Below are 23,765 nucleotides of genomic sequence, written 5' to 3'. Positions count from 1 at the left end.
TCAGTTCACGCCTGGCACGCCTGGAACGTTCGCTCCAGCCGTTCCCGGTCCAGTTCGCGCCCGATGAAGACGAGCCGGCTCTCGCGGGCCTCTCCGTCCTTCCACGGGCGCTGGTGGTCACCTTCGATGATCATGTGCACGCCCTGCACCACATAGCGCTCGGCGTCGTCCTTGAAGGCAATGATGCCTTTCAGGCGCAGGATGTTCGGTCCCTCCATCTGGGTGATCTTCTCGATCCAGGGGAAGAACTTCTTCGGGTCTAGTTCGCCCGCCCGCATGGAGACGGACTGCACGGTCACGTCGTGGAGCGGGGAGGGCGCCGCATGGCCGTGGTCATGGTGATCGTGATCGTGGTCATGGTCCTCGTGCTCGAGGAAATGCGGATCGTTGTCGAGCGCGCGCTTGAGGTCGAAGGCGCCGCGGTCGAGCACGTTCCCGAGGTCGAGGCCGGCGCGCTCGGTGCGGTGAATCGTGGCCGAAGGATTGATCGCGCGGATCGTTGCCTCCACGGCGGCGAGCTCATCCTCACTCACCAGGTCGGTCTTGTTGATCACGACCACGTCCGCAAACGCGATCTGGTCTTCCGCCTCGCGGCTGTCCTTCAGCCTCAGCGGCAGGTGCTTGGCATCGACCAGCGCCACCACGGCATCGAGCTTTGTCTTCGAGCGCACGTCGTCGTCCATGAAGAAGGTCTGGGCGACCGGCGCGGGATCGGCGAGCCCCGTGGTCTCGACGACGATTGCGTCGAAGCGGCCCGGTCGGCGCATCAGGCCTTCGACGACCCGGATCAGGTCGCCGCGCACGGTGCAGCATACGCAGCCATTGTTCATCTCGTAGATCTCCTCGTCGGATTCCACGATCAGGTCGTTGTCGATGCCGATCTCGCCGAACTCGTTGACGATGACGGCGTAGCGCCTGCCATGGTTTTCGGAGAGAATACGGTTGAGCAACGTGGTCTTGCCGGAACCGAGATAGCCGGTGAGCACGGTGACGGGGATCTGCGTCTGAAGGTCGGACATGTCTTGCCCTCGATCGGAGGATGAACGTTCGCCGCCCATATAGGACGGACGAGCCGAGATTGCACGGGAGGAAGAGGACGCTCCCCCGACGCGCCCAGGGTTCACGACGGCACCGCAAAGTGTCATCTGTCTGATACAGAGGTCTGACATGGGTTCGTCGGCGAATTAGCCGGCTGGGCCGGAACCGGTCGTCGGGGAAGGGCAGCCGGGGCGTTTTGAGTTCCGGGGACAGACATCTAAGCTCGGGCGGCTGGTCCGAAAGGATGGAGGGGTCATGGCGAAAGCCGAAAAGGGCGCGGCGATCACGCGGTTGCAATCAGCCGCGCGCCTGTCCCGCACCGCGCTCGCAGCGCGTCTGCTCGACCATGGCTTCTATGCCGGGCAGGACCAGATCATGCTGGCGCTGGCGCATGAGGACGGTCAGACTCCAGGCCAACTCGCGACCCGGCTCGGTGTCCGCCCGCCGACTGTGACCAAGACCATAAACCGGCTCCAGGCACAGGCCTTCCTGGAAAAACGGGCTTCGGAGAACGACGCCCGCCAGGCGCACATCTTCCTGACGGACGCGGGCAGGGATGCCATCCGCTCGATCGAGAAGTCCGTCCGCAAGACGGAAAAGCAGGCGCTGAAGGGGCTCGACAAGAAAGAGCAGAAGGCGCTCGCCAAACTCCTGGCCCGCATCGAGGTCAATCTCGCCGGCAATTCCCATGCCGAGCAGCCGGACGACACCGACGACGAGGACTGATTTCGCGCGGAACGACGGCCGGGACGTGCCGGCTTTTTTGCTTGCTCTTCAATTCGCGATCCCTGAAACAGGGGCCGATCAGGCGCGCAACGGCGAAACCAAGTGAAAACCAGCTCCAGGCATCAGGAAGCGGCGACGCCCGTGGCTGCGATCCTCCTGGTGTTCAGCGCCGGATTGACCTTCTCCTTTCTGGATTCCAGCGCGAAGTTTCTCGCCAGCGAAGGGTTCGCTCCTCCGTTCATCGCCTGGATGCGGTTTGCCGGCCACGCCGTTCTCGCCTTCCTGTTTCTGCGGCCATGGAAGACGCTGGCCCTTTTCGCCACCGCGAGCCTGCCGCTTCAACTGTTGCGGGGAATGTTGCTGTTCGCGTCCACCTTGTTCAACTTCCTGGCGCTGCAGACGCTGCAACTGGCGGAGACGGTCTCGATCGCCTTCTTCGCCCCGATGGTCATCACCGCACTGGCAGGCCCCATGCTCGGGGAGTGGGCCGGGTGGCGGCGGTGGCTCGCCGTCATCGTGGGATTTTGCGGCGTCCTCGTCATCACGCGTCCCGGCCTCGGGGTGTTCGGGATCGGGCATGTCTACGCGCTAGGGGCCATGCTGAGCTATTGCTTCTACGTCATCATGACCCGCCACATGGGCGCGCGGGAGACAGCCGAAAGCCTGATCTTCTATTCGGCCCTCGCTCCGGTCGTGCTGATGGCGCCAGCCCTGCCGGTCTACGGCTCGGTGCCGGACCAATGGCTTCACTGGGCCCTCCTGATTTCGCTGGGCTTCTATGGCGCCTTCGGTCACTGGCTGCTGATCCAGGCATACCGCGTCGCGACGACGACGGCGCTGGCGCCCTACGCCTACCTGCAGATCGTATGGATGGTAATGCTCGGCTACGTCATCTTCGGCGATTTTCCGGACGTCTGGACGCTCGGGGGCGCCATGATCATCGTGGCGAGCGGCCTCTACATCGTGCATCGCGAGCGGCAATTGCGGCTGAAGGCCACGGCCGCTCCGCTCCCGCCCGAGTGATCCCGCACGAAAAGCATTGAATAGGACAAAGCCCTTCGCCTATAGCTGACTTAAACAGTTTAAAGATTGCCACGGCTCAGGCGGGAGGGCGTTCTGGCGCAGAAGATAAAGCTTTCGACCATCGCGGACGCGCTGGGCGTCTCGACGGCCACGGTATCACTGGCGCTGCGGGACAGTCCGCTGGTCGCCGATTCGACCCGGGAACGCATCAAGGAACATGCGCGGGCCATCGGCTACATCTACAACCGGCGCGCAGCCAGCCTGCGGACCTCGCGCTCGGGCATCGTGGGCGTCGTCGTGCACGACATCATGAACCCGTTCTTCGCGGAGATATTGAAGGCGATCGAGAGCGAACTGGACCGCAGCCGCCAGACTTTCCTGCTGTCCAACCATTACGACCAGCTCGAGAAGCAGCGGAACTTCATCGACACGCTGCTGCAGCTCGGGGCCGACGGCGTCATCATGTCGCCGGCGATCGGCACGCCGCGCGAAGACATCCAGATGCTGGAGGAGAACGGACTGCCGGCTGTGCTGGTCGCCCGCTCCGTCGAAGGCGCGGGCGTGCCGGTGTTCCGCGGCGACGATTCCTACGGGATCGGACTTGCGACCAACCACCTGATCTCGCTCGGCCACCGGCGCATTGCCATGATCGGCGGCACCGACCAGACGTCGACGGGGCGCCACCGCTACCAGGGCTACGTGCTCGCGATGGAGAAGGCCGGGCTCCACGTCCAGCCCGACTGGCGCATCCCGGGGCCGCGCACCAAGCAGGCGGGTTTCGAGGTGTCGGGCCAGTTCCTCGCCCTTCCCGACAAGCCGACCGCCGCCGTTTGCTGGAACGACCTCGTGGCCATCGGGCTCATGAACGGCATCGCGCGCGCGGGTCTCGTGCCGGGCGTCGACGTTTCGGTCACCGGCTATGACGATCTGGAGGAAGCAGCGATCGCCACGCCTGCCTTGACCACGGTCTGGAACGGCCAGAGCGACGTCGGCCGCCGCGCGGCGCGCGCGCTGCTCGACCGTCTGAACGGCGTCGCCGTCAAGGTATCCCAGGAACTGATCAAGCCGGAACTCCACGTCCGGCAATCGACGGGCAAGCCGGTGGAGCGCAAATAGCCGCCCCTCGACACGACCCGCGAATGGACGAGGATCTTTTCATCTGCATGGTCCCCGGCCAACGCCCGCTTTCCTTATGTGTACCGGACAAACACCGGCGATCGGCCGTCCGCCACCGTCCGCCATGGCGGCGCTTGGCATCACCGATACGCATGCTAGGCTCGCAGAGGCGTGACGGCCGTCGCGAGGGATGCAGCAGGGGACTGACAGGTGAGTGAAATTCAGAGGAACGTGGTGCTGGTCCCGGGGGGGCTGCACCACCACGCGGTCAAGCGGCTGGGCGGAGAGTTCGACCTCCTGACCATAGAGCGGTCGGATCCCTCCTTCATCGATGCCGGGATGGCCGAAAAGGTGAGGGGCCTTGCGGTATCCACCCGCATCGACGCCGCCTTCATCGACGCGTTGCCGGCTCTCGAGATCATCGCCAGCTTCGGCGTCGGCTACGATGCCGTCGACGCCAGGCACGCCGCGACGCGGGGCGTGATGGTGACGAATACCCCGGACGTGCTGACCGAGGAGGTCGCCGACACCACGATCGGGCTGCTTCTCAACACGACGAGGGAGTTCGCGAAGGCTGAAAACTACCTGCGGGCCGGGCGCTGGGTGAAGGAGGGCAACTATCCCCTGACCGAAATGACCTTGCGCGGCCGGACGGTCGGCATCTTTGGCCTGGGACGAATCGGCCGGGCGATCGCCCGGCGCATCGAGGCGTTCGGGCTGCCCGTATCCTACCACAACCGCAACCGGGTCGACGACGTCCCGTATGCCTATCACCCGTCGCTGGCGGAACTCGCGGCGGCGGTGGACACGCTCATCTGCGTCGCGCCGGGCGGCGCGGCGACCGAAAAGGCCGTCAACGCGGATGTGCTGCGGGCGCTCGGACCGGACGGTGTCCTCATCAATGTCGGCCGGGGCACGACGGTGGACGAACCGGCCTTGGCGAAGGCGCTGAAGGAGCGCACGATCCGCGCGGCAGGGCTCGACGTCTTCGCCGACGAGCCGAACGTTCCCGACGAACTCCTCGAACTCGACAACGCGACGCTGCTGCCGCATGTCGGCTCCGCATCGATCCACACTCGGCAGGCGATGGCCGATCTCGTGGTCGACAACCTCGTCTCGTGGTTCTCCTTCGACAGGGCGTTGACGCCCGTGCCGGAAACGTCCGGGATCGCGCGGACGCGTCGTTAACCATCCGTTAACCTGCGCAGCCGATTCTCTCGTGACGTTCTTCGCCGCAAGAGGTGCACTATGAGAACCCTCGTGGGAATCGGGCTCGCGGTCGCCGTGCTGGCCGGCACGCAGTATACCGAGCCCGGGAACCCGGAGCCCGGGACGGACCAGGGCGCGTCGAGGAAACCGGACCGCTTCGCGTTGCAGTTGGTCGGGGTCTCCGGCGAATGCCGGATCGAAAGGGGAATTGCGGAGGCGGGCGGCTCGCACGACCTCGTGCTCGATGCCCGCTGTGCCGATCTCTATCCGGCTCTGGCACAGGCCAGGACCTGGCGCGACCGCGCGGATGGAGGCATTTCGCTGGCTTCGGTCAGTGGCGAACCGGTCGTGGTGTTCGCAGTCTCGGACGGCCTCGATTTCGAATCGATCGAACCGGCTAGCCCGATCATCACCTTGAAATCGGCGGAGTGATCCCGCGGCCGGCGGCTCCTTTCATTCGGCGGCCTGCATCAATCCCGATCGAGTGCTCGCATGCCGGCGCACTGCGTCGCCGAATGCCCTGAAAATGCGGGCAGAGGTATCGTCCGTGCGCACCCAGTACTCCGGATGCCACTGGACGCCCACGGCGAAAGCCTTGGCGCCGCGCACCGACACGGCCTCGACCGTGCCGTCCTCGGCAACGGCCTCCACGTCGAGCCGGTCGCCGAGCCGGTCGATCGCCTGCCGATGCACCGAGTTCACCCGGATGTCGCCGGCACCGAAGACGCCCGCGAGGCAGGTGCCGGGCTCGATCCTGACGTTCTGACGGATGGAGAACCGCACGTCGTGGTCGTGGTCGGCAGGCGCGCGATGATCCAGGCGACCCTCCTTCTCCTGGATTTCGGTCGCCAGCGTTCCGCCTAGCGCGACATTGAGTTCCTGGATGCCGCGGCAGATCGCCAGCAGCGGCACGCCGCGTTCGATCGCCTTGCGGATCAGGGGAAGCGTCGTGGCGTCGCGCGCCGGATCGTAGGGACCGTTCGCTTCGGTGGCCTCGCCGCCGTAAAGGTCGGGGTGCACGTTCGTCTTCGAACCGGTGATCATGACGCCGTCGACCGACGACAGCAGTTGGTCGAAGTCGATCCGCTCGCCAAGGCAAGGCAGCAGCACCGGCAGCACGCCCGCTCCGGTGATTGCCGCCTCGACATATTGCTGCGGGGTGGCGTGCCACGTGTAAGTGTCGAAGGTACGTACATCGGACGAGACGGCGACGAGAGGCTGCATCATGACGAGTTCGGTTCCGGCTGTTCGCGCCCGCGGGCGCGGCGATCGACTTCCACCTTATCTAATCGCATTGCCAGGCCGATCCAATCAAGAGGAAGCGATGCGTAGGCCATGAAACAGTATGTGCTAAAACAATTTTATGCCTCAGTTTCAACGGCTTAGGTAAAAATACCATACCGGAAGCATTTTTTGGTCCAACCGCTGGACGGCCTCCGACCGCTATGCAAAGGACGCACCAGCATCCGCCGCGGCTTGCCCGGGCCGCTCACGATTCCGGGCTACATCGATACGATCGGAGGAGAAATCATGGATCGTCGCTCATTCATCAAGAAAGCCGGCTTCGCCGGTGCCGGCGCGGCCGCCGCAACGACGCTCGCCGCCCCGGCGATCGCGCAGTCTAGCCCCAAGATCACCTGGCGCCTGACGTCGTCCTTCCCGAAGTCGCTCGACACCATCTATGGCGGTGCCGAGGTCTTTGCGAAGATGGTCTCGGAAGCCACGGACGGCAATTTCCAGATCCAGGTCTTCGCCGCGGGCGAGATCGTTCCTGGCCTGCAGGCCGCCGATGCCACCACGGCCGGCACGGTCGAGGCCTGTCACACGGTCTCTTACTACTACTGGGGCAAGGACCCCGCGTGGGCGCTGGGTGCCGCGGTTCCGTTCGCGCTCAATGCGCGCGGCATGAACGCCTGGCATTACCACGGCGGCGGCATCGACCTCATGAACGAGTTCTATGCCCAGCACAATCTCGTCGGCTTCCCGGGCGGCAACACCGGCGTCCAGATGGGCGGCTGGTTCCGCAAGGAGATCAACACTGTCGCCGACCTGCAGGGCCTGAAGATGCGCATCGGCGGTTTCGCCGGCCGCATCATGGAGAAGCTCGGCGCGGTGCCGCAGCAGATCGCTGGCGGCGACATCTATCCGTCGCTCGAAAAAGGCACGATCGACGCGGCCGAGTGGGTTGGCCCGTACGACGACGAGAAGCTCGGCTTCTACAAGGTCGCGCCCTTCTACTACTATCCCGGCTGGTGGGAAGGCGGTCCGACCGTCCATCTCATGTTCAACAAGGAGCAGTACGATTCGCTTCCGGCGAACTATCAGTCGCTTCTGCGCACGGCCGCCCAGGCCGAGAACGCGAACATGCTGCAGAAGTACGACTACCTCAACCCGGATGCGCTGAAGCGGCTCGTGGCCAACGGAACGCAACTGCGTCCCTTCAGCCAGGAAATCCTGTCGGCCTGCTTCGATGCCTCGCTCGGCATCTATGACGAACTGACCTCTTCGAACGCGGCCTTCAAGAAGATCTGGGACTCTATCGTCGAGTTCCGGTCCAAGCACTTCCTCTATCAGCAGGTGGCGGAGTACAACTACGACACCTTCATGATGGTGCAGCAGCGGTCGGGCAAGATCTGACGCAGCCGGCAGCATATCAAAAGGGAACCCCGGAGCGGCAACGCTCCGGGGTTTTTTCGTTGCCGATCGCGAAGCGGACTGCGCACGCCGCGATACTTGTCCGGGCCTGGTATGGGTTCGTCGCAGCCGCGCGCCCGCTTCGCCATGAAGATTTAACGCACTGTCGCCGCAGCGCTGGACTTGATCCCGGGCCTATGCATTGATTGCCAACAGTTGGTTTGCCAGAAGTGGGATTTGCACTGGCGGCCGGCTTTTGATCCGCAGTCAATCGGGAGGTAACAGCATGGATCGTCGTTCATTTATCAAGAAAGCAGGACTTGCGGGCGCGGGCGCCGCGGCCGCGTCGGCGCTGGCCGCGCCGGCCATCGCTCAGTCATCGCCGAAGGTCACCTGGCGTTGCACGTCCTCGTTCCCCAAGGCGCTCGACACGATCTACGGCGCGGCCGAGACGATGGCGAGCTTTGTCAAGGAAGCGTCCGACGGCAATTTCGAGATCCAGGTCTTCGCGGCCGGCGAGATCGTTCCGGGCCTGCAGGCCGCCGACGCCGCGTCGGCGGGAACCGTCGAGCTCGCGCACACGGCGTCCTACTACTACTGGGGCAAGGACCCGGTTTACGCCTTCGGCACCGCGATCCCCTTCGGCCTCAACTACCGTCAGCAGAACGCCTGGTACTACTATGGCAACGGCAACACGCTGATGAACGAGTTCTACGCCACGCAGGGCCTCTACGGCATGATCTGCGGCAATACGGGCGCGCAGATGGGCGGCTGGTTCCGCAAGGAGATCAACACGGTCGCGGATCTGCAGGGCCTCAAGATGCGCATCGGCGGCATGGGCGGCAAGATCATCGAGAAGCTCGGCGTCGTGCCGCAGCAGATCGCCGGCGGCGACATCTATCCGGCGCTGGAGAAGGGCACGATCGACGCCACGGAGTGGGTCGGTCCTTATGACGACGAGAAGCTCGGCTTCCAGAAGGTCGCGCAGTATTACTACTACCCAGGCTGGTGGGAAGGCGGTCCGGTGCTGCACACGCTCGCCAACCTCGCCAAGTGGAACGAGCTGCCGAAGAACTACCAGGCGATCCTCCAGACCGCCTGCCGCGCGGCGAACGCCGACATGATGGCGAACTACGACTTCAAGAACCCTTCGGCTATCAAGCGCCTCGTGCAGGGTGGCGCGCAGCTCCGGCCGTTCAGCCAGGAAATCCTGGATGCCTGCTACAAGGCGGCGCTGGAGACCTATGCCGAGATCAACGCCCAGAATGCGACGTTCAAGAAGATCTACGAGGACCAGCAGGCCTTCAAGAAGGACGCCTACCTGTGGGCGCAGCTGACCGAGTACAACTTCGACACCTTCATGATGATCCAGCAGCGCGCCGGCAACCTCTGACGCACATCGACCCGATCGCCTGAAACCAAGAACCCCGGGATGTCGCCATCCCGGGGGTTTTTTTCTTTCGATGAGCCCTTCAGTCGAACTTCGGCGGCTGGCTGAGATCGTTCGGCGCGGGTGCCGGGGCGGTTTCGACCGGTGCCGGCTGGGCCGGCGTCGTCCCGGGTGCGCCGAGCGGCGGCAGTCCCAGCGGCGGCAGGGCGAGGCCTCCTCCACTGTCCGCGCCCCCGCCGGCTCCCTGTCCTCCGGTTCCCTGACCGCCGGCGGGCGGCAGTCCGAGAGGCGGCAGTCCGAGACCGCCGCCACCATCGTTTGTGTTGCCCCCCAATGGCGGCAGGCTCATGCCCCCGCCCGCCCCGCCCATCGGCGGCAGCTGGATCTGGATGTCGCTGGCCGGAGGCGCCGACTTGTAGTGCATGACCAGGCCGGGAAAGGCGATGACGAGAAGGATCATCAGGAACTGGATGACGATGTAGGGCAGGGCGCCCTTGTAGATTTCCGCCGTGCGAATGCCCGGCAGGACGCGTCCGGAGACCGTGTCGGTCCATTCCCGCATCGGGGCGATGGAGCGCAGGTAGAACAGCGAGAAGCCGAAGGGCGGCGTCAGGAACGACGTCTGCAGGTTGATACCGAGGATGACGCCGAACCAGATCAGGTCGATGCCCAACTTTTCCGCCACCGGCGCCAGCAATGGCACGGCGATGAAGGCGATCTCGAAGAAATCGAGAAAGCAGCCGAGGATGAAGATGATGATCGTGACGACGATCAGGAAGCCGTATTCGCCGCCGGGCAGCGCCAGCAGTAGTTCCTCGATCCAGATATTGCCGTTGATGCCGTAGAAGGTGAGGCCGAAGACGCGTGCGCCGATCAGGATGAACATGACGAAAGCGGAGAGCTTCGTCGTCGAATCCAGCGCCTGCTTCAGGACCCTGAAGCTCAGCCGGCCCTTCACGAATGCAAGGAACAATGCCCCGGTCGCTCCCATCGCGCCGCCTTCGGTCGGCGTGGCGATGCCGAGGAAAATGGTTCCGAGCACGAGGAAGATCAGCGCCAGCGGCGGGATCAGCACGATCACGACCTGCTCGGCCAGCCGCGACAGGATACCGAGCTTGAACTGCCGGTTCGCAAGGCTGAAGAGGTAGGCTGCCAGCGTCGCCACCGTCGCGGCCCAGACTAGCCGCACCTCGTAGCGCATGTCGGCGAATATGGTGTGGTAGGTGATCAGATAGATGAGGGCGGCGGCTACGAGGATGCCCACGAGAGACCATACGCCGCCGCCCAGCGTACGCGCCTCGACCGGCAAGGCAGGGACCCACTGCGGCTTGATGATGCTGACAGCGAAAATGTAGAGGCAGTAGACACAGATGATGATGAGGGCCGGTACGAACGCGCCGACATACATGTCGCCGACAGAGCGGCCGAGCTGATCGGCCATGACGATCAGGACGAGCGAGGGCGGCACGATCTGTGCGAGTGTTCCCGACGCCGCAATGGTACCCGTCGCGACGGAACGGTCATAGCCGTAGCGCATCATGATGGGCAGCGAGATGAGGCCCATGGCGATGACGGACGCGGCGACCACGCCCGTCGTCGCGGCAAGCAGCGCGCCGACCAATACGGCCGCGAAAGCCAGACCACCACGGATCGGCCCGAACAGCTGCCCGATCGTGTCGAGCAGGTCCTCCGCCATTCGCGACCGCTCCAGGATCAGCCCCATGAAGGTGAAGAACGGGATCGCCAGCAACGTGTCATTGTACATGATCCCGTAGATGCGCTCGGGATGCGACTGAAGGAGCGGCCAGAACAGGCGGATTTCGCTCGAGATGTGCGACACCTCGACGCCGATGACGAAGAAGATCAGCCCTCCGGCTGCCAGCGTGAAGGCCACCGGGTAGCCGATGAGCAGCATCGCCATGACGACGACGAACATGATCGGCGCGAGATTGTGGGCGACGAAATCAACCACGGCGGTCGGCCTCCATCTCCACGGCGGCCTCGGCCGCGGGAGGCAGGTCGTGCCGCGGCGAGGGATCCTCGATGATGCCGCGGATGACGGCGAAGCGCTTGATGATCTCCGAGAACGTCTGCACGAGCAAAAGGATGAAGCCGATCAGCACCATCGCCTTGGCCGGCCAGATGATCAGGCCGCCGGCATTCGTGGAACCCTCCCCGCTCGTGTAGGAGAGCCAGAACCACGGCCAGCACAGCCGCACCAGAAGGGCGGCGAAGGGCAGCAGGAAGAAGACGTGGCAGAAGAGATCGATCCAGTCGCGGGTGCGCTTGGAGAGCCGGTTCGACAGGATGTCGATGCGGATGTGCTCGTTCTGCTGCAAGGTGTAGGCGGCGGCCAGCATGAAGACGGCGCCATAGAGATACCATTGCATTTCAAGCCAGGCATTCGAGGACATGTCGAATGCCTTGCGCATGCTGGCATTGCCAGCACTGATCAGAACGGCAACCAGGATCAGCCAGGAGACATTCCTGCCGATGAACCCATTGATGCGATCAATGACCCGCGAGAGAGCCAGTAGCCCGGCCATGCGATTCCTCCCGATGCGTCCTGCGCCAGATTTTCCCCGTCGTCCGGCGTCATTTTTTCGATGGTTTCGCCGGACGATGTCGTTCATTCCGCGAGGAGCCCTCGCGCGAACCGGCTGATTATCAGCTTTGCAGGTGCAATCAAAGGAGATTGGAGCTCAAACCGAACGGCTTTTTCCGCATATAGTAGTTTTACCTAATGTCGCACCCTGGACGGCATGTCGGCATGAGACCGCCGAGCCTTTCCGCTCCACCCGCCCCGGTCGCGACGATCACGTTCCCGCGGGCGACCCGCTCGAATTCGTTTGACGCGAGCGCGGCGGGAAGAAAGACTCGTTTCCAGGTGGCAATCGCCCGAAGATGGCGAGCACTCGAGGACATGGCTCCATGACGCTTCACGACGTATCGCTCGCCGACAAGTACGATCTCGGCAAGGAGCGCATCTTCATCTCCGGCGCGCAGGCGATCGTGCGCATGCTCCTCATGCAGCGCGAGCGCGACCGGCGGAGCGGGCTGGACACCGCAGGCTTCGTCTCGGGGTATCGCGGATCGCCCCTCGGCGGGCTCGATCAGCAATTGTGGAAAGCCAGGCAGGAACTCGCGCAATCCAGCATCGTCTTCCAGCCGGGACTCAACGAGGAACTCGCCGCCACGGCCTGCTGGGGCTCGCAGCAGACTGAACTCCTGGGCGAAGGCAGGCACGACGGCGTCTTCGCCGTCTGGTACGGCAAGGGACCGGGCGTTGACCGTTCGGGCGACGTCTTCCGCCACGCCAATCTTGCGGGCACCTCGAAGAACGGCGGCGTGCTGGCGCTGATGGGCGACGACCACACGGCCGAGTCCTCGACCAACGCGCATGCGACCGAGTTCCATTTCGTCGATGCGATGATCCCGATCCTCAATCCGGCAGGCGTGCAGGAGATCGTCGATTACGGGCTCTACGGCTTCGCCATGTCGCGCTTCGCCGGCACGTGGGCTGCGATGAAGTGTGTAAAGGACAACATCGAATCGACCGCCTCGGTCGACGTGTCGCTCGACCGGCTGAACATCGTCGTGCCGGAGTTCGACATGCCGCCCGGCGGCCTCAGCATCCGCCACGAACTAGACCAGATGGGCCAGGAGGCGCGGCTGCACGAATACAAGCGGGCGGCGGCGGCGGCCTTCATCCGCGCGAACGGGCTGAACCGGATCGTCTATTCCGGCGGGCAGAACGCCAGGATCGGCATCATCACCGTCGGCAAGAGCTATCTCGACGTCCGGCAGGCACTTGAGGACATCGGCATCGACGAAGCCGGCGCCAACCGGATCGGCGTGCGGCTGTTCAAAGTCGCCTGCCCCTGGCCGCTCGATCTGGAGCACATCCGGGAGTTCGTTTCGGGGCTGGAGATGGTGATCGTCGTCGAGGAGAAGCGTTCCCTCATCGAGGTGCAGGTGAAGGAGCACCTCTACGGGACCGACCACCAGCCGACCGTCGTCGGCAAAAGGGACGAACGCGGCGACTGGCTCTTCCCGGCGAAGGGCGCGCTCGACCCCAACGACATCGCGATCTCGCTGGGCGAACGCATCCTGAGGGTCATCGGCCATTCCGATGAAGTCGCGGCCCGGGTCAACCAGCTGAAGCAGTTCCAGGCGATGCTGGCCGACACGCAGGACGTCGGGAACCGCACGCCGTACTTCTGCTCCGGCTGCCCGCACAATTCGTCGACCAAAGTGCCGGAAGGCTCGCTGGCCGGCGCGGGCATCGGCTGCCATTTCATGTCGCTGTGGATGGACCGCTCCACCGTCGGCTTCACGCAGATGGGCGGGGAGGGCGCTCAGTGGATCGGCCAGGCGCCGTTCTCGACGCGCGACCACATTTTTCAGAACATCGGCGACGGCACCTACAACCATTCGGGCTCGCTGGCGATCCGCTTCGCGGTCGCGTCCGGCGCCAACATCACCTACAAGATCCTCTACAACGACGCCGTCGCCATGACCGGCGGACAGCCGCACGAGGGTGGGCTCTCGGCGCCCATGGTGGCGGAGCAGGTGAGGGCGGAAGGCGTATCCCGCATCGCCATCGTCACCGACGAGCCGCAGAAATACGGCGGCGTCACCATCCCGTCGGGCGCGACGGTGCATCACCGCGACGACCTCGACGCCGTGCAGCGCGAACTCCGCGAGGTGAAGGGCGTCTCCGTGCTGCTCTACGACCAGACTTGCGCGGCGGAGAAACGCCGCCGGCGCAAGCGCGGCACCTTCCCCGATCCGGACAAGCGGGTAATCATCAACGAACTGGTTTGCGAGGGCTGCGGCGATTGTGGCGTGCAGTCGAACTGCGTGTCGATCCAGCCGCTGGAGACCGAGTTCGGCCGCAAGCGCCGGATCGACCAGTCGTCCTGCAACAAGGATTTCTCCTGCGTCAACGGCTTCTGCCCGTCCTTCGTGACGGTCCACGGGGCCAAGCTCCGCAAGGCCGGGGGCGTGGCCGGCAGCGCCGATCCGCTGGACGGGGTGCCCGAACCGCGCCGCACCGATCTCGAGCACGGCTGGTCGGGGATCATCGACGGCATCGGCGGAACCGGGGTCGTCACCATCGGGGCCGTGCTTGGCATGGCCGCGCATCTCGAAGGCAAGGGCTGCGGCATGATCGACATGGCCGGCCTCGCGCAGAAGGGCGGCGCCGTCTTCAGCCATGTTCGGATCGCCAGGACGCCCGAGGACATCCACGCCATCCGGGTGTCTGCCGGCAAGGCCGACCTGGTGCTTGGCTGCGACCTCGTGGTGTCGGGGTCGAAGAAGGTGCTGGGCGCCGTGCGCGAGAACCGCACCGTGTTCGTCGCCAACACCGCGGAAGTCATGCCCGGCGATTTCACGCGGTCCGCCGATTTCTCGCTGCCGACCGAGCGCCTGAAACGGGCGATCCGGACGGCCGCCGGCGAAGGCAACGCGCATTTCTTCGATGCGACCCGCACCGCGACGGCGCTGTTTGGCAATTCGCTCGGCGCCAACATGTTCATGCTCGGCTTCGCCTGGCAGCACGGCGGCGTGCCGCTCTCGGCCGAGGCGATCGAGAAGGCGATCGAACTGAACGGCCAGGCGGTGGCGATGAACCACGCCGCCTTCCGCTGGGGCCGTCGCGCCGCGCACGATCCGGAGTTCGTTCGCGGCCTGGCCTCGGACGCGCAAAACGGTCCGGCCGACAGGACGCTCTCGGCGAGCCTCGACGAGATCGTCGCCCGGCGCTCGGAATTCCTCGCCGCCTACCAGAACCGCGCCTATGCCAACCGCTACGAGAGGCAGGTCGCCGCCATCCGCGCCGCGGAGACGAGCGTCGCTCCCGGTTCGGAGCAGTTGTCCGAGGCGGTCGCGCGCAACCTCTTCAAGCTCATGGCCATCAAGGACGAGTACGAGGTGGCGCGGCTCTATACGGACGGCAGTTTCCGCCGGCAGCTCGACGCACAGTTCCAGAGCTACGACCGGCTGGAGTTCCACCTCGCGCCGCCGATCATGGGGCGCAAGGGGAGCGACGGCAAACCGCGCAAGTCCTCGTTCGGACCCTGGATGATGGGTGGCTTCCGTCTGCTCGCGCGGCTGAAGGGGTTGCGCGGGACCGTGCTCGATCCATTCGGCCGTTCGGCGGAGCGGCACATGGAGCGGCGGCTGCTCGATCAGTACGAAGAGGATCTGGCGCTCATCGGCCAGAAGCTTTCCCGCGAGAGGCTCGACGCCGCCACCGCGCTGGCTTCGGTGCCGTCGCTTATCAAGGGCTTCGGCCACGTGAAGGCGGCGAATGCGCAGAAGGCGGAAGCGGAGCGGCTGAGGCTCCTGGACAGGCTGGACAAGAGCACGAAGGTGCTGGAAGCGGCGGAGTAGTACGGACTTCTGGCGAAGGGAATCGCAGCCTCGGTATATGAGGCGCTCATCAAGTTTGGCGGTCTGCAACCCCGGCGGCTAAACATTCTTTAATGCGACCGTGTCATGTCTTCGCCCTGAGACACGGGATTCCCGATGCCGACGAGACGCAACAACGAACTGCCGCTCGACATCTACCTGCCGTTCGTGCAGACGCTGTTTCGTGACGGAGCCACCCTGGCGATCGGCATTGCCGCGCAGTCGCTGCTGGCCGTGCTCGTCTATCTTCGGACCGGCCTGGAAGTCTATCTCGGCGTCGCACTCTGCATCCTCAGCATCGGTCTGCTGCGGCTCTACCACGTCAACAAGTATCGCGACGCCCCGCCGTGCATAGACCGCGACGAGGGCCGTCATCGCGAGAATATCTACATCCTGTGGGGGACGCTGCATGCCTCCACCCTCGGCCTCTTCTGCTTTTCGGCGATCTATCTTGCCTACGACCAGTTCGCGGAGATCGCCGCCGTCTGCGTGACGCTCGCCTCTGTCACGTCGATCGCCGGCCGCAACTACGGCTCGCCGCGCCTCGTGATGTTCCAGATCGTCGCCGCGACCTGGCCGATCTCGCTTGGACTAATGCTGCGCGGAGACGCTTTCCACGTCATCCTCGGGCTTCTCTCGATACCCTTCTTCTACGCCATCCGGAAATACGCCGAACTCGTCCGGGAGGTGCTCTTCTCGGCGCTCTCGGAAGAGAAGAAGGCGAACCGCCTGGCGCAGCGCTTCAACCGGGCGCTGAACACCATGTCGCACGGCCTCATCATGCTGAGCGCCGACGGCAGGGTCATCGTGGCCAATGCCGAGGCGGCCGAACTGATGCGGGTGGGCAACCCGGAGCGTCTCATCGGCCGCAGCCTCAAGGCGCTGCTGCTTCGCGGCGCGGCGGGTGGCCTCATCAACCGCAAGGACTGCAGCTTCGTCGAGGCCCAGCTCTCGCGCGCGTTGCGCGACGGCTGCGGCCGCAAGCTTCTCGTCGACCTGACCGACGGCCGGCACCTTGAATTCTCGGCGCGCGAGGGCAGCGACGACCTGGGGGTCATCACCTTCGAGGACGTGACGCAGCGGGTCCATGCAGAGGAGAAGATCCGCACCATGGCGCGGTTCGACAGCCTCACCGGGCTGGCCAACCGCGCCTATTTCCACGAACTCGTCACCGAGCAGATGAGCGGCGGCGACCGCGACCGCCTCTGCGCGCTGGCGATCTTCGACATCGACGACTTCAAGAGCATCAACGACACGCTGGGCCATCCGGTGGGCGACGGGCTGATCTACGCGATCTCCGAGAGGCTCTCCTTCTTCGCCGACGAGAACACGCGCGTCAGCCGCTTCGGGGGAGACGAGTTCGTCATCTATTTCGACCGGGTGGAGGATGAACTAAGCCTCGGCAAGATCTTCGACGGCATCTTCGACGGGCTTCGCGAGGAAGTGGACGTCGCCGGCCACGTTCTGCGCATCCAGGTAAGCGCGGGCGCGGTGCTTCGGCCGGTCGCGATCTCGGACTTCGACGACATGGTCGTCAAGGCGGATCTCGCCCTCTACAAAGCCAAGGAAATGGGCAAGAACGGCTGGCGGCTGTTCGAATCCACAATGGACGCCGCGTTCCGGCAGCGGCAGATGCTCAAGGCCGACCTGCGCAACGCAGTCGCGACGGGAGAGCTGCGCGTGGTCTACCAGCCGATCGTCGGCATGGACACGATGCGGATCACCAGCTGCGAGGCCCTGTGCCGCTGGCAACATCCGGAACTCGGAAACGTCTCGCCCGGAATCTTCATCCCGCTCGCGGAGGAGATGGGCATCATCACCGAAATCAGCCGCCAGGTCCTGGCCGCCGCCTGCCGGGAGTGCGGCAAATGGCCGGCGCCGCTCGGCGTCTCGGTCAATCTCTCCGCACGCGATTTCCGTGACGCCGACATCGTCGAGACTGTGCGGCGTACCCTCGAGGAGACCGGCCTGGAACCCAGCCGCCTCGAGATCGAGGTGACCGAAACGGCGGTGCTGGACGACAAGTGCTCGACCCGCGACTATCTCGAGGAGATTCGCGCGCTCGGCGTGAGGATCGCGCTGGATGATTTCGGTACCGGCTATTCCGGGCTCAGCTATCTCCACACGTTGCCCCTCGACAAGGTCAAGATCGACCGCAGCTTCCTGCAGGACATCACCAGCAACGAGCGGTCGCTGGAACTCCTGAAGGGCGTCGTCAACCTGTCGCGCCAACTCGGGCTCACGGTCACGATCGAGGGCGTCGAGACGTTCGAGCAGCTCAAGATCCTGGCGGTGGCAGTCCATCCCGACCTCCTGCAGGGCTTTCTGTTCGGGTCGGCGTTGAGCCCGGCGGGGATCGATACCATGGCACACAGCGGCTGGCCTTTCAGCGAAGACCTGAAGCGCGCCCGGATGGCCGCGGCCGGCTGATCCGCCCGCCGGCAGCCGTCTCCGGCCGCAATTCCTCCCCCTCGAGCGGACATTTCCCCGTTTCGTACGTTACGTCATGGTGCGATCGCGTAATACGGGGGCCTCTGCGTTAAGGTTAACAACGGGTAAACGGCACGCTTAGAAGTTTCGCCTTTACTTAAGAACCGGCTAGGGTACCGTTCTGGTCACGTGTACGGGGATCTTGAGTGGATGAATGCGTATCCGATCATGCAGGGCGATGCGGCCCGCTTTGAATCGATAGACGCGCCGGAAGTCGTGAACGCCTTCACGCGCAACGTCTTCTCAGTGCTTGAACGGACCGAGTACCGGCGTGTCGAGAGCGGCGAGGACCTGGAGAGCATCTACCGCCTCCGCTACAAATCCTACCGGCTGAACGATCTTGTGCCGGAGAATGCCGAAGGCACGGTCCACGACGCTTTCGACGACCTCCCGAATTGCCATCGCTTTGGCGTCTACATCGACGGAAATCTGGTCAGCACGCTGCGTCTGCACGACGTGAGCCGGCGGACACCCTGGTCGCCGTCGATGTCAGTGTACCCCGACGTCCTGATGCCGCGCCTGCTTATGGGCGACCGCTTCGTGGAGCCGAGCCGGTTCGCGGCCGATCCGGAGTGGTCGCGCCTCTACCCGCAGATCCCGTACCTGACGCTGCGGCTGGCCGGCATGGCCTGCTTCCACTTCAACGCGCCATACTGCATCTCCATGATCCGGGAGGATCACGCGGCCTTCTACAAGCGGGTCTACCGGTCGCGCCCGATTGGCGACGCGCGTCCCTACGAAGGGGTCATCAACTGCTTCGCACTGCTCTACCAGGCCGACGTGCTGGCCATCCAGGACGAGACGTTCGCGCGGTTCCCGTTCTTCTGGTCGTCGCCGGTCGAACAGCGGCTTCTGTTCGGGACGACCCGAAAGGGCGATCCTGCGCCGCTGACCGTCCTGCCTACGGCAAAATACATGCGCAAGGCCGCCTGAGCGGCGCATATGCCACGCTTGTCTTGATCCCGTGCCGCCGCCATAACGGGCCAAACTGGGCCGATACCGGCGGGAGATATGACATCAAGGGATGAGTTCGTCAGGAACGCGATCTGGGCTCGCGAGCTGGACGATGAAGAGATAGAGCGCTCGTTGCGCGGGGTCGTGGACAGGACGTTCCCCAAGAACGCCTACATCTGCCATCGGGGCGACAGGCTGGACTACTGGACCGGCGTGGTCGAGGGTTTGGTCAAGGTCAGCGCGATATCCCGTAACGGCAAGGCGATGACCTTTGCCGGCGTCGCGAACGGCAGCTGGTTCGGCGAAGGCTCCGTCCTGAAGGACGAGCCGCGCCAGTACGACGTCGTGGCGATACGCGACACTCGGCTCGCCATGATGAACCGGTCCACCTTTGCGTGGCTCTACGAGAACTCGAAGGGCTTCAACCGCTTTCTCGTGCGCCAGCTCAACGAGCGGGTCGGCCAGTTCATCGCCACGATCGAGCACGACCGCATACTGACCCCGCGGGCCCGTGTGGCGCGGCATCTCTCGTGGTTCTTCAATCCCGTGCTTTACCCCGAAGTGCGGACCGACATTGAGATTTCGCAGGAAGAACTGGGCCTGCTGGCCGGCGTTTCACGCGCCGTCGCCAACCGCTCGCTGCAGGAACTGGAACAGGAAGGGCTCCTGGCCTCCGAACACGGTCGCATACGCGTCATCGACCTCGAAGGGTTGAGACGCTACGAGCCCTGACGTGTGGGGGAGCTGGCCGTGGCGGACAAGAAGTTCGCCCCGTTACCAGACCACCCGGCCCCTTGTCTGTCAATCGCGAAGTTGCCGATCACCCTTGATCGTGGGATGTTCGATGCAACGATCCCGCAGTGGATCAAGGGTTGAAAACTGGCCTTCCAACCGGTGCATGTCCAACTTGCATGGCGGGGTAGGGCGGTTCATAAGAATGGGACCAACCGCAGGAACAAGGCGGGGTCTGGGAGGAAACCGGAGATGCTTGCGACGGCCAAAGCCGGAACGACGCTCGACACCTTTCCGAAGTATCTGCTTTTGAATGCGGAGCGGTTCGCCGACCGCCCGGCCATGCGCCACAAGGATCTCGGAATCTGGCAGGGCTGGACCTGGAAGCAGCAGCTGGAGGAGGTGCGGGCTTTCGCGATCGGCCTGTCGGCCCTGGGGCTGAAGCGCGGCGACAGGGTTGCCGTGGTCGGATCGAACCGGCCGCGCCTCTACTGGACCTTCGCGGCGGTCCAGTCGATCGGCGGCATTCCGGTCCCCGTCTATGCCGATTCGGTCGCCGAGGAGATGGCCTACGTCCTGGACCACGCCGAGGTGAGGTACGCCGTGGTCGAGGACCAGGAGCAGGTGGACAAGCTCCTTTCGATCGCCGAGAAGGTGCCATCGCTCACGCAGATCATCTACGACGAGACGCGCGGCCTGCGCGACTACGATCACACGCATCTGCATGCCTATGACGAGGTTCGTGAGAAGGGCCTCTCCCTGATCGCCGCCGATCCGCAGGAGGTCTCCAGATGGCAGGCATCGGTCGCCGCCGGCACGGGCGGCGATCTCGGTGTCATCCTCTATACGTCCGGGACGACCGGCCGCCCCAAGGGCGTGATGCTGTCGAACGACAATCTCGTGAAGTCAGCGCTGCACGGAAACGCCTTCGACGACCTCGGAAGCGACGAGGACATCATCGCCTACCTGCCGCTCGCCTGGGTTGGCGACCACGTCTTCTCCTATTCGCAATCCTACACCGCCGGCTTCTGCGTCTCCTGCCCGGAGAGCCCGGAGACGGTGACGGAGGATCGCCGCGAGATAGCCCCGACCTATTTCTTCGCGCCGCCGCGCGTGTACGAGGGGCTGCTGACGGCGATCATGGTCCGCATGCAGGATGCCGGCCGCCTGAAGAAACGCATGTTCGACTATTTCCTCGCCCACGCCCGCAAGGTCGGCGAGCCGATCCTGAACGGCGAGCAGGTCGGCCTCTGGGATCGCCTCAGGTATCTCGTCGGGGAACTGCTGGTCTACGGTCCCTTGAAGAACCGGATGGGCATGTCCCGCCTCAGGGTCGGATACACGGCCGGCGAGGCGATCGGGCCGGAACTCTTCCGATTCTACCGGTCGATCGGGCTGAACCTGAAGCAGCTCTACGGCCAGACGGAGGCCTGCGTCTACGTCACCGCGCAACCGGACGGGAACATACGCGCCGACACGGTGGGCATTCCCTCGCCGGGCGTCGAGATCAGGATCGCCGAGAACGGTGAGGTGCTCTACCGCTCCGAGGGCGTCTTCGTCGGCTACTACAAGAACGACGAGGCGACGCACGCCACCAAGACACCGGACGGCTGGGTCCATACCGGCGACGCGGGCTTCATCGACAAGGAAGGCCACCTCAAGATCATCGACCGCGCCAAGGATGTCGGCAAGCTGCGGTCGGGCGCGCTCTTCGCGCCGAAATACATCGAGAACACGCTGAAGTTCTTTCCCGACATCAAGGAGGCGGTGGCGTTCGGCGACGGCCGCGAGTTCTGCGCCGCCTTCGTCAACATCGACCTGCAGTCGGTCGGAAGCTGGGCCGAACGCAACAACCTGTCCTACGGGTCCTACCAGGAACTGGCCCAGCATCCGGAAGTCTGCCGTATCGTGGGCGCGCACGTCGAAGCGGCGAACCGGAAGCTCTCCGGGGAGCCGATGATGGCGGCATCCCAGATCCGGCGCTTCCTGATCCTGCACAAGGAACTCGACGCGGACGACGGCGAACTCACACGCACGCAGAAGGTGCGCCGCTCCTTCATCTCGGAGCGCTACGGCGAGCTGATCGAGGCGCTCTACGACGGCTCCACGGAGAAGTACGTCGAGACCGAGATGACCTTCGAGGACGGCCGCAAGGGCCGCGTCAGCGCCACGGTTCGCATCTTCGATGCGCCCGTGTTCGGCGGTGCCGAGACCCCGATGAAGGAAGCCGCCGAATGAATCGCGCGGTCGATCCGAGAGACCTGGCGATGGACGGGGATGGACTTGCGAAGGGAGAGGTGTTGTTGGAGGTGAGGAACGTCTCGCTGCGCTTCGGCGGGGTGAAGGCGATTTCCGACATCTCGTTCGACATTCGCAAGGGAGAGATACGCGCCATCATCGGCCCCAACGGCGCCGGCAAGACCTCGATGCTCAACGTCATCAACGGCTTCTACACGCCTCAGGAGGGCACGATCACCTTCCGCGGCGAGGAGCGCAAGAAGATCGCGCCCTACCAGGCGGCCGCGTCCGGCATCGCGCGCACCTTCCAGAACGTCGCCCTGTTCAAGGGGATGACGACGCTCGACAACATCATGGCGGGCCGCACACTGGCCATGCACCGCAACTTCCTGTGGCAGCTTCTCTATTTCGGGCCGGCGCTGAACGAGGAGATCGCCAACCGCCGCAAGGTGGAAGAGATCATCGACTTCCTGGAGATCCAGCACATCCGCAAGGTGCCGGTCGGCCGGCTGCCCTATGGGCTGCAGAAGCGGGTGGAACTTGGGCGGGCGCTGGCGGCCCAGCCGTCGCTGCTCCTGCTCGACGAACCGATGGCGGGCATGAACCTCGAGGAGAAGGAGGACATGAGCCGCTTCATCCTCGACGTCAACAGCCAGTTCGGCACCACGATCGCGCTGATCGAGCACGACATGGGCGTCGTCATGGACATTTCCGACCGCGTGGTTGTGCTCGACTACGGCCGCAAGATCGGCGACGGGACGCCCGACGAGGTGAAGGCGAACCAGGACGTCATCGACGCCTATCTCGGCGTCTCGCACCAGGACGAAGGGGAGGGATGATGCTCTACCAGATCTTCGTAGACCCCTTCGCGCAGATGGTGTCGATGCCCGACTTCCTCATCCAGGTGATATGGGAAGGCTTTGTGGCCGGGATTCTCTACGCGCTGATCGCGCTGGGCTTCGTGCTCATCTTCAAGGCCTCCGGCGTCTTCAATTTCGCGCAGGGGATCATGGTCGTCTTTGCCGGCCTGACCCTGGTCGGGCTGCACGAGGCGGGAGTGCCGGCCTTCCTGGCGCTGATCCTGGCGATCGGCGTCATGGCGCTGCTGGCGATCGCGGTGGAACGCTTCGTCATGCGCCCGTTGGTCAACCAGCCCGAGATCATCCTCCTGATGTCGACCATCGGGATGACCTACTTCCTGATCGGTTTTGGTGAGTTCGTGTTCGGCGGCGAGCCCAAGCAGATGATCACCGAGGAACTCGGTCTGCCCACGGGCTCGACCGCCTTCGAGATCGGCGAGCAGGGGCTGGTGATCCTCCAGCACATCGACATCGCCGCCGCGGTGATCGCCATCATCATGGTCGCCTCGCTTGCACTCTTCTTCAACAAGACGCGGATCGGACGGGCGCTGCGCGCCGTGGCCGACGATCACCAGGCGGCGCAGTCGGTCGGCATTTCGCTCAACCAGATCTGGGCGATCGTCTGGTTCGCGGCCGGCATCGTCGCGCTTGCCACCGGCATCATGTGGGGCGCGCGCTCCGACGTCTCCTTCGCGCTGGAGATCGTGGCGCTGAAGGCACTGCCGGTGCTTATCCTGGGCGGCTTCACCTCGATCCCGGGCGCCATCGTCGGCGGGCTGATCATCGGCATCGGCGAGAAGATCGGCGAGATCTACTGGGGACCGCTGGTGGGCGGCGGCATCGAGAGCTGGCTCGCCTACATGATCGCGCTGGTCTTCCTGCTGTTCAGGCCGCAGGGCCTGTTCGGCGAACGCATCATCGAGCGGGTGTGAGGGCGA

18 protein-coding genes are annotated in these 23,765 nt (G+C 64.5%); 14 read left to right on the top strand and 4 right to left on the bottom strand.

What is annotated here, in order from left to right; genetic code table 11:
* Positions 1 to 5 precede the first annotated feature (5 nt).
* Positions 6 to 1,019, bottom strand: a complete 1,014-nt coding sequence (locus tag ABGN05_RS27780) for a CobW family GTP-binding protein (protein WP_367957284.1) — start codon at positions 1,017 to 1,019, stop codon at positions 6 to 8.
* 274 nt (positions 1,020 to 1,293) lie between these two features.
* Between ABGN05_RS27780 and ABGN05_RS27775 the strand changes: the two genes are divergently transcribed.
* From ABGN05_RS27775 to ABGN05_RS27755, 5 genes are all read left to right on the top strand, one after another.
* Positions 1,294 to 1,764 (top strand): MarR family winged helix-turn-helix transcriptional regulator, encoded by a 471-nt coding sequence (locus tag ABGN05_RS27775; RefSeq protein WP_367957283.1) that lies wholly within the window; start codon positions 1,294 to 1,296, stop codon positions 1,762 to 1,764.
* A gap of 141 nt (positions 1,765 to 1,905) precedes the next feature.
* Positions 1,906 to 2,787, top strand: coding sequence for a DMT family transporter (locus ABGN05_RS27770; RefSeq protein WP_367957282.1), 882 nt, complete (start codon positions 1,906 to 1,908; stop codon positions 2,785 to 2,787).
* 93 nt (positions 2,788 to 2,880) lie between these two features.
* Entirely contained in the window at positions 2,881 to 3,903 is a 1,023-nt protein-coding gene (locus tag ABGN05_RS27765; RefSeq protein WP_367957369.1) for a LacI family DNA-binding transcriptional regulator, read from the top strand.
* Between the two features lie 210 nt (positions 3,904 to 4,113).
* The gene (locus tag ABGN05_RS27760) at positions 4,114 to 5,091 is read left to right on the top strand and encodes a 2-hydroxyacid dehydrogenase (RefSeq protein ID WP_367957281.1); all 978 of its coding nucleotides are present in this window, start codon (positions 4,114 to 4,116) and stop codon (positions 5,089 to 5,091) included.
* Positions 5,092 to 5,151: 60 nt separating this feature from the next.
* Positions 5,152 to 5,544, top strand: coding sequence for a hypothetical protein (locus ABGN05_RS27755; protein WP_367957280.1), 393 nt, complete (start codon positions 5,152 to 5,154; stop codon positions 5,542 to 5,544).
* A gap of 21 nt (positions 5,545 to 5,565) precedes the next feature.
* On the opposite strand, the gene ABGN05_RS27750 is transcribed toward ABGN05_RS27755, so the two are convergent.
* Positions 5,566 to 6,339 (bottom strand): gamma-glutamyl-gamma-aminobutyrate hydrolase family protein, encoded by a 774-nt coding sequence (locus ABGN05_RS27750; RefSeq protein WP_367957279.1) that lies wholly within the window; start codon positions 6,337 to 6,339, stop codon positions 5,566 to 5,568.
* 303 nt (positions 6,340 to 6,642) lie between these two features.
* On the opposite strand from ABGN05_RS27750, the gene ABGN05_RS27745 reads away from it, so the two are divergent.
* Both ABGN05_RS27745 and ABGN05_RS27740 read left to right on the top strand, forming a co-directional pair.
* Positions 6,643 to 7,749, top strand: coding sequence for a TRAP transporter substrate-binding protein (locus tag ABGN05_RS27745; protein WP_367957278.1), 1,107 nt, complete (start codon positions 6,643 to 6,645; stop codon positions 7,747 to 7,749).
* Positions 7,750 to 8,032: 283 nt separating this feature from the next.
* Positions 8,033 to 9,139, top strand: coding sequence for a TRAP transporter substrate-binding protein (locus tag ABGN05_RS27740; protein WP_367957277.1), 1,107 nt, complete (start codon positions 8,033 to 8,035; stop codon positions 9,137 to 9,139).
* Between the two features lie 79 nt (positions 9,140 to 9,218).
* On the opposite strand, the gene ABGN05_RS27735 is transcribed toward ABGN05_RS27740, so the two are convergent.
* The gene (locus ABGN05_RS27735) at positions 9,219 to 11,108 is read right to left on the bottom strand and encodes a TRAP transporter large permease (RefSeq protein ID WP_367957276.1); all 1,890 of its coding nucleotides are present in this window, start codon (positions 11,106 to 11,108) and stop codon (positions 9,219 to 9,221) included.
* Positions 11,101 to 11,682 carry a TRAP transporter small permease subunit gene (locus ABGN05_RS27730; RefSeq protein ID WP_367957275.1) on the bottom strand — a complete coding sequence of 194 codons (582 nt, stop codon included), beginning with the start codon at positions 11,680 to 11,682 and terminating at the stop codon, positions 11,101 to 11,103. The genes ABGN05_RS27735 and ABGN05_RS27730 overlap by 8 nt, the downstream gene beginning before the upstream one ends.
* A gap of 385 nt (positions 11,683 to 12,067) precedes the next feature.
* Here ABGN05_RS27730 and ABGN05_RS27725 point away from each other — a divergent pair, with 385 nt between their 5' ends.
* The 7 genes from ABGN05_RS27725 (at position 12,068) to ABGN05_RS27695 (ending at position 23,759) form a co-directional block, all read left to right on the top strand.
* Positions 12,068 to 15,535: an indolepyruvate ferredoxin oxidoreductase family protein gene (locus ABGN05_RS27725; RefSeq protein WP_367957274.1), complete on the top strand. Its 3,468-nt coding sequence runs from the start codon at positions 12,068 to 12,070 to the stop codon at positions 15,533 to 15,535.
* 135 nt (positions 15,536 to 15,670) lie between these two features.
* On the top strand, positions 15,671 to 17,983 hold the full coding sequence (locus tag ABGN05_RS27720) for a putative bifunctional diguanylate cyclase/phosphodiesterase (protein ID WP_367957273.1): 2,313 nt from the start codon (positions 15,671 to 15,673) through the stop codon (positions 17,981 to 17,983).
* 210 nt (positions 17,984 to 18,193) lie between these two features.
* Entirely contained in the window at positions 18,194 to 18,976 is a 783-nt protein-coding gene (locus ABGN05_RS27715) for an N-acyl amino acid synthase FeeM domain-containing protein (RefSeq protein WP_367957272.1), read from the top strand.
* Between the two features lie 78 nt (positions 18,977 to 19,054).
* Positions 19,055 to 19,729: a Crp/Fnr family transcriptional regulator gene (locus ABGN05_RS27710; RefSeq protein WP_367957271.1), complete on the top strand. Its 675-nt coding sequence runs from the start codon at positions 19,055 to 19,057 to the stop codon at positions 19,727 to 19,729.
* A gap of 252 nt (positions 19,730 to 19,981) precedes the next feature.
* Complete coding sequence (locus tag ABGN05_RS27705; protein ID WP_367957270.1) at positions 19,982 to 21,967, top strand: AMP-dependent synthetase/ligase; 1,986 nt, start codon at positions 19,982 to 19,984, stop codon at positions 21,965 to 21,967.
* On the top strand, positions 21,964 to 22,806 hold the full coding sequence (locus ABGN05_RS27700) for an ABC transporter ATP-binding protein (protein ID WP_367957269.1): 843 nt from the start codon (positions 21,964 to 21,966) through the stop codon (positions 22,804 to 22,806). Before ABGN05_RS27705 ends, ABGN05_RS27700 begins: the two co-directional genes overlap by 4 nt.
* A complete protein-coding gene (locus tag ABGN05_RS27695; protein ID WP_367957368.1) occupies positions 22,806 to 23,759 on the top strand; it encodes a branched-chain amino acid ABC transporter permease in 954 nt (317 codons plus the stop codon). Before ABGN05_RS27700 ends, ABGN05_RS27695 begins: the two co-directional genes overlap by 1 nt.
* The last annotated feature ends 6 nt before the right edge of the window (positions 23,760 to 23,765 follow it).

The sequence above is a fragment of the Aquibium pacificum genome, assembly GCF_040839445.1.
Classification (GTDB): Bacteria; Pseudomonadota; Alphaproteobacteria; order Rhizobiales; family Rhizobiaceae; genus Aquibium; species Aquibium pacificus.
This window is presented reverse-complemented; position numbering and strand designations above follow the sequence as displayed.

Coding starts and splice junctions, on each gene's coding strand:
- ABGN05_RS27780 (WP_367957284.1), bottom strand. CDS start 1,019: ATGTCCGACCTTCAGACGCAGATCCCCGTCACCGTGCTCACCGGCTAT.
- ABGN05_RS27775 (WP_367957283.1), top strand. CDS start 1,294: ATGGCGAAAGCCGAAAAGGGCGCGGCGATCACGCGGTTGCAATCAGCC.
- ABGN05_RS27755 (WP_367957280.1), top strand. CDS start 5,152: ATGAGAACCCTCGTGGGAATCGGGCTCGCGGTCGCCGTGCTGGCCGGC.
- ABGN05_RS27750 (WP_367957279.1), bottom strand. CDS start 6,339: ATGATGCAGCCTCTCGTCGCCGTCTCGTCCGATGTACGTACCTTCGAC.
- ABGN05_RS27745 (WP_367957278.1), top strand. CDS start 6,643: ATGGATCGTCGCTCATTCATCAAGAAAGCCGGCTTCGCCGGTGCCGGC.
- ABGN05_RS27740 (WP_367957277.1), top strand. CDS start 8,033: ATGGATCGTCGTTCATTTATCAAGAAAGCAGGACTTGCGGGCGCGGGC.
- ABGN05_RS27730 (WP_367957275.1), bottom strand. CDS start 11,682: ATGGCCGGGCTACTGGCTCTCTCGCGGGTCATTGATCGCATCAATGGG.
- ABGN05_RS27725 (WP_367957274.1), top strand. CDS start 12,068: ATGACGCTTCACGACGTATCGCTCGCCGACAAGTACGATCTCGGCAAG.
- ABGN05_RS27720 (WP_367957273.1), top strand. CDS start 15,671: ATGCCGACGAGACGCAACAACGAACTGCCGCTCGACATCTACCTGCCG.
- ABGN05_RS27715 (WP_367957272.1), top strand. CDS start 18,194: ATGAATGCGTATCCGATCATGCAGGGCGATGCGGCCCGCTTTGAATCG.
- ABGN05_RS27710 (WP_367957271.1), top strand. CDS start 19,055: ATGACATCAAGGGATGAGTTCGTCAGGAACGCGATCTGGGCTCGCGAG.
- ABGN05_RS27705 (WP_367957270.1), top strand. CDS start 19,982: ATGCTTGCGACGGCCAAAGCCGGAACGACGCTCGACACCTTTCCGAAG.
- ABGN05_RS27700 (WP_367957269.1), top strand. CDS start 21,964: ATGAATCGCGCGGTCGATCCGAGAGACCTGGCGATGGACGGGGATGGA.
- ABGN05_RS27695 (WP_367957368.1), top strand. CDS start 22,806: ATGCTCTACCAGATCTTCGTAGACCCCTTCGCGCAGATGGTGTCGATG.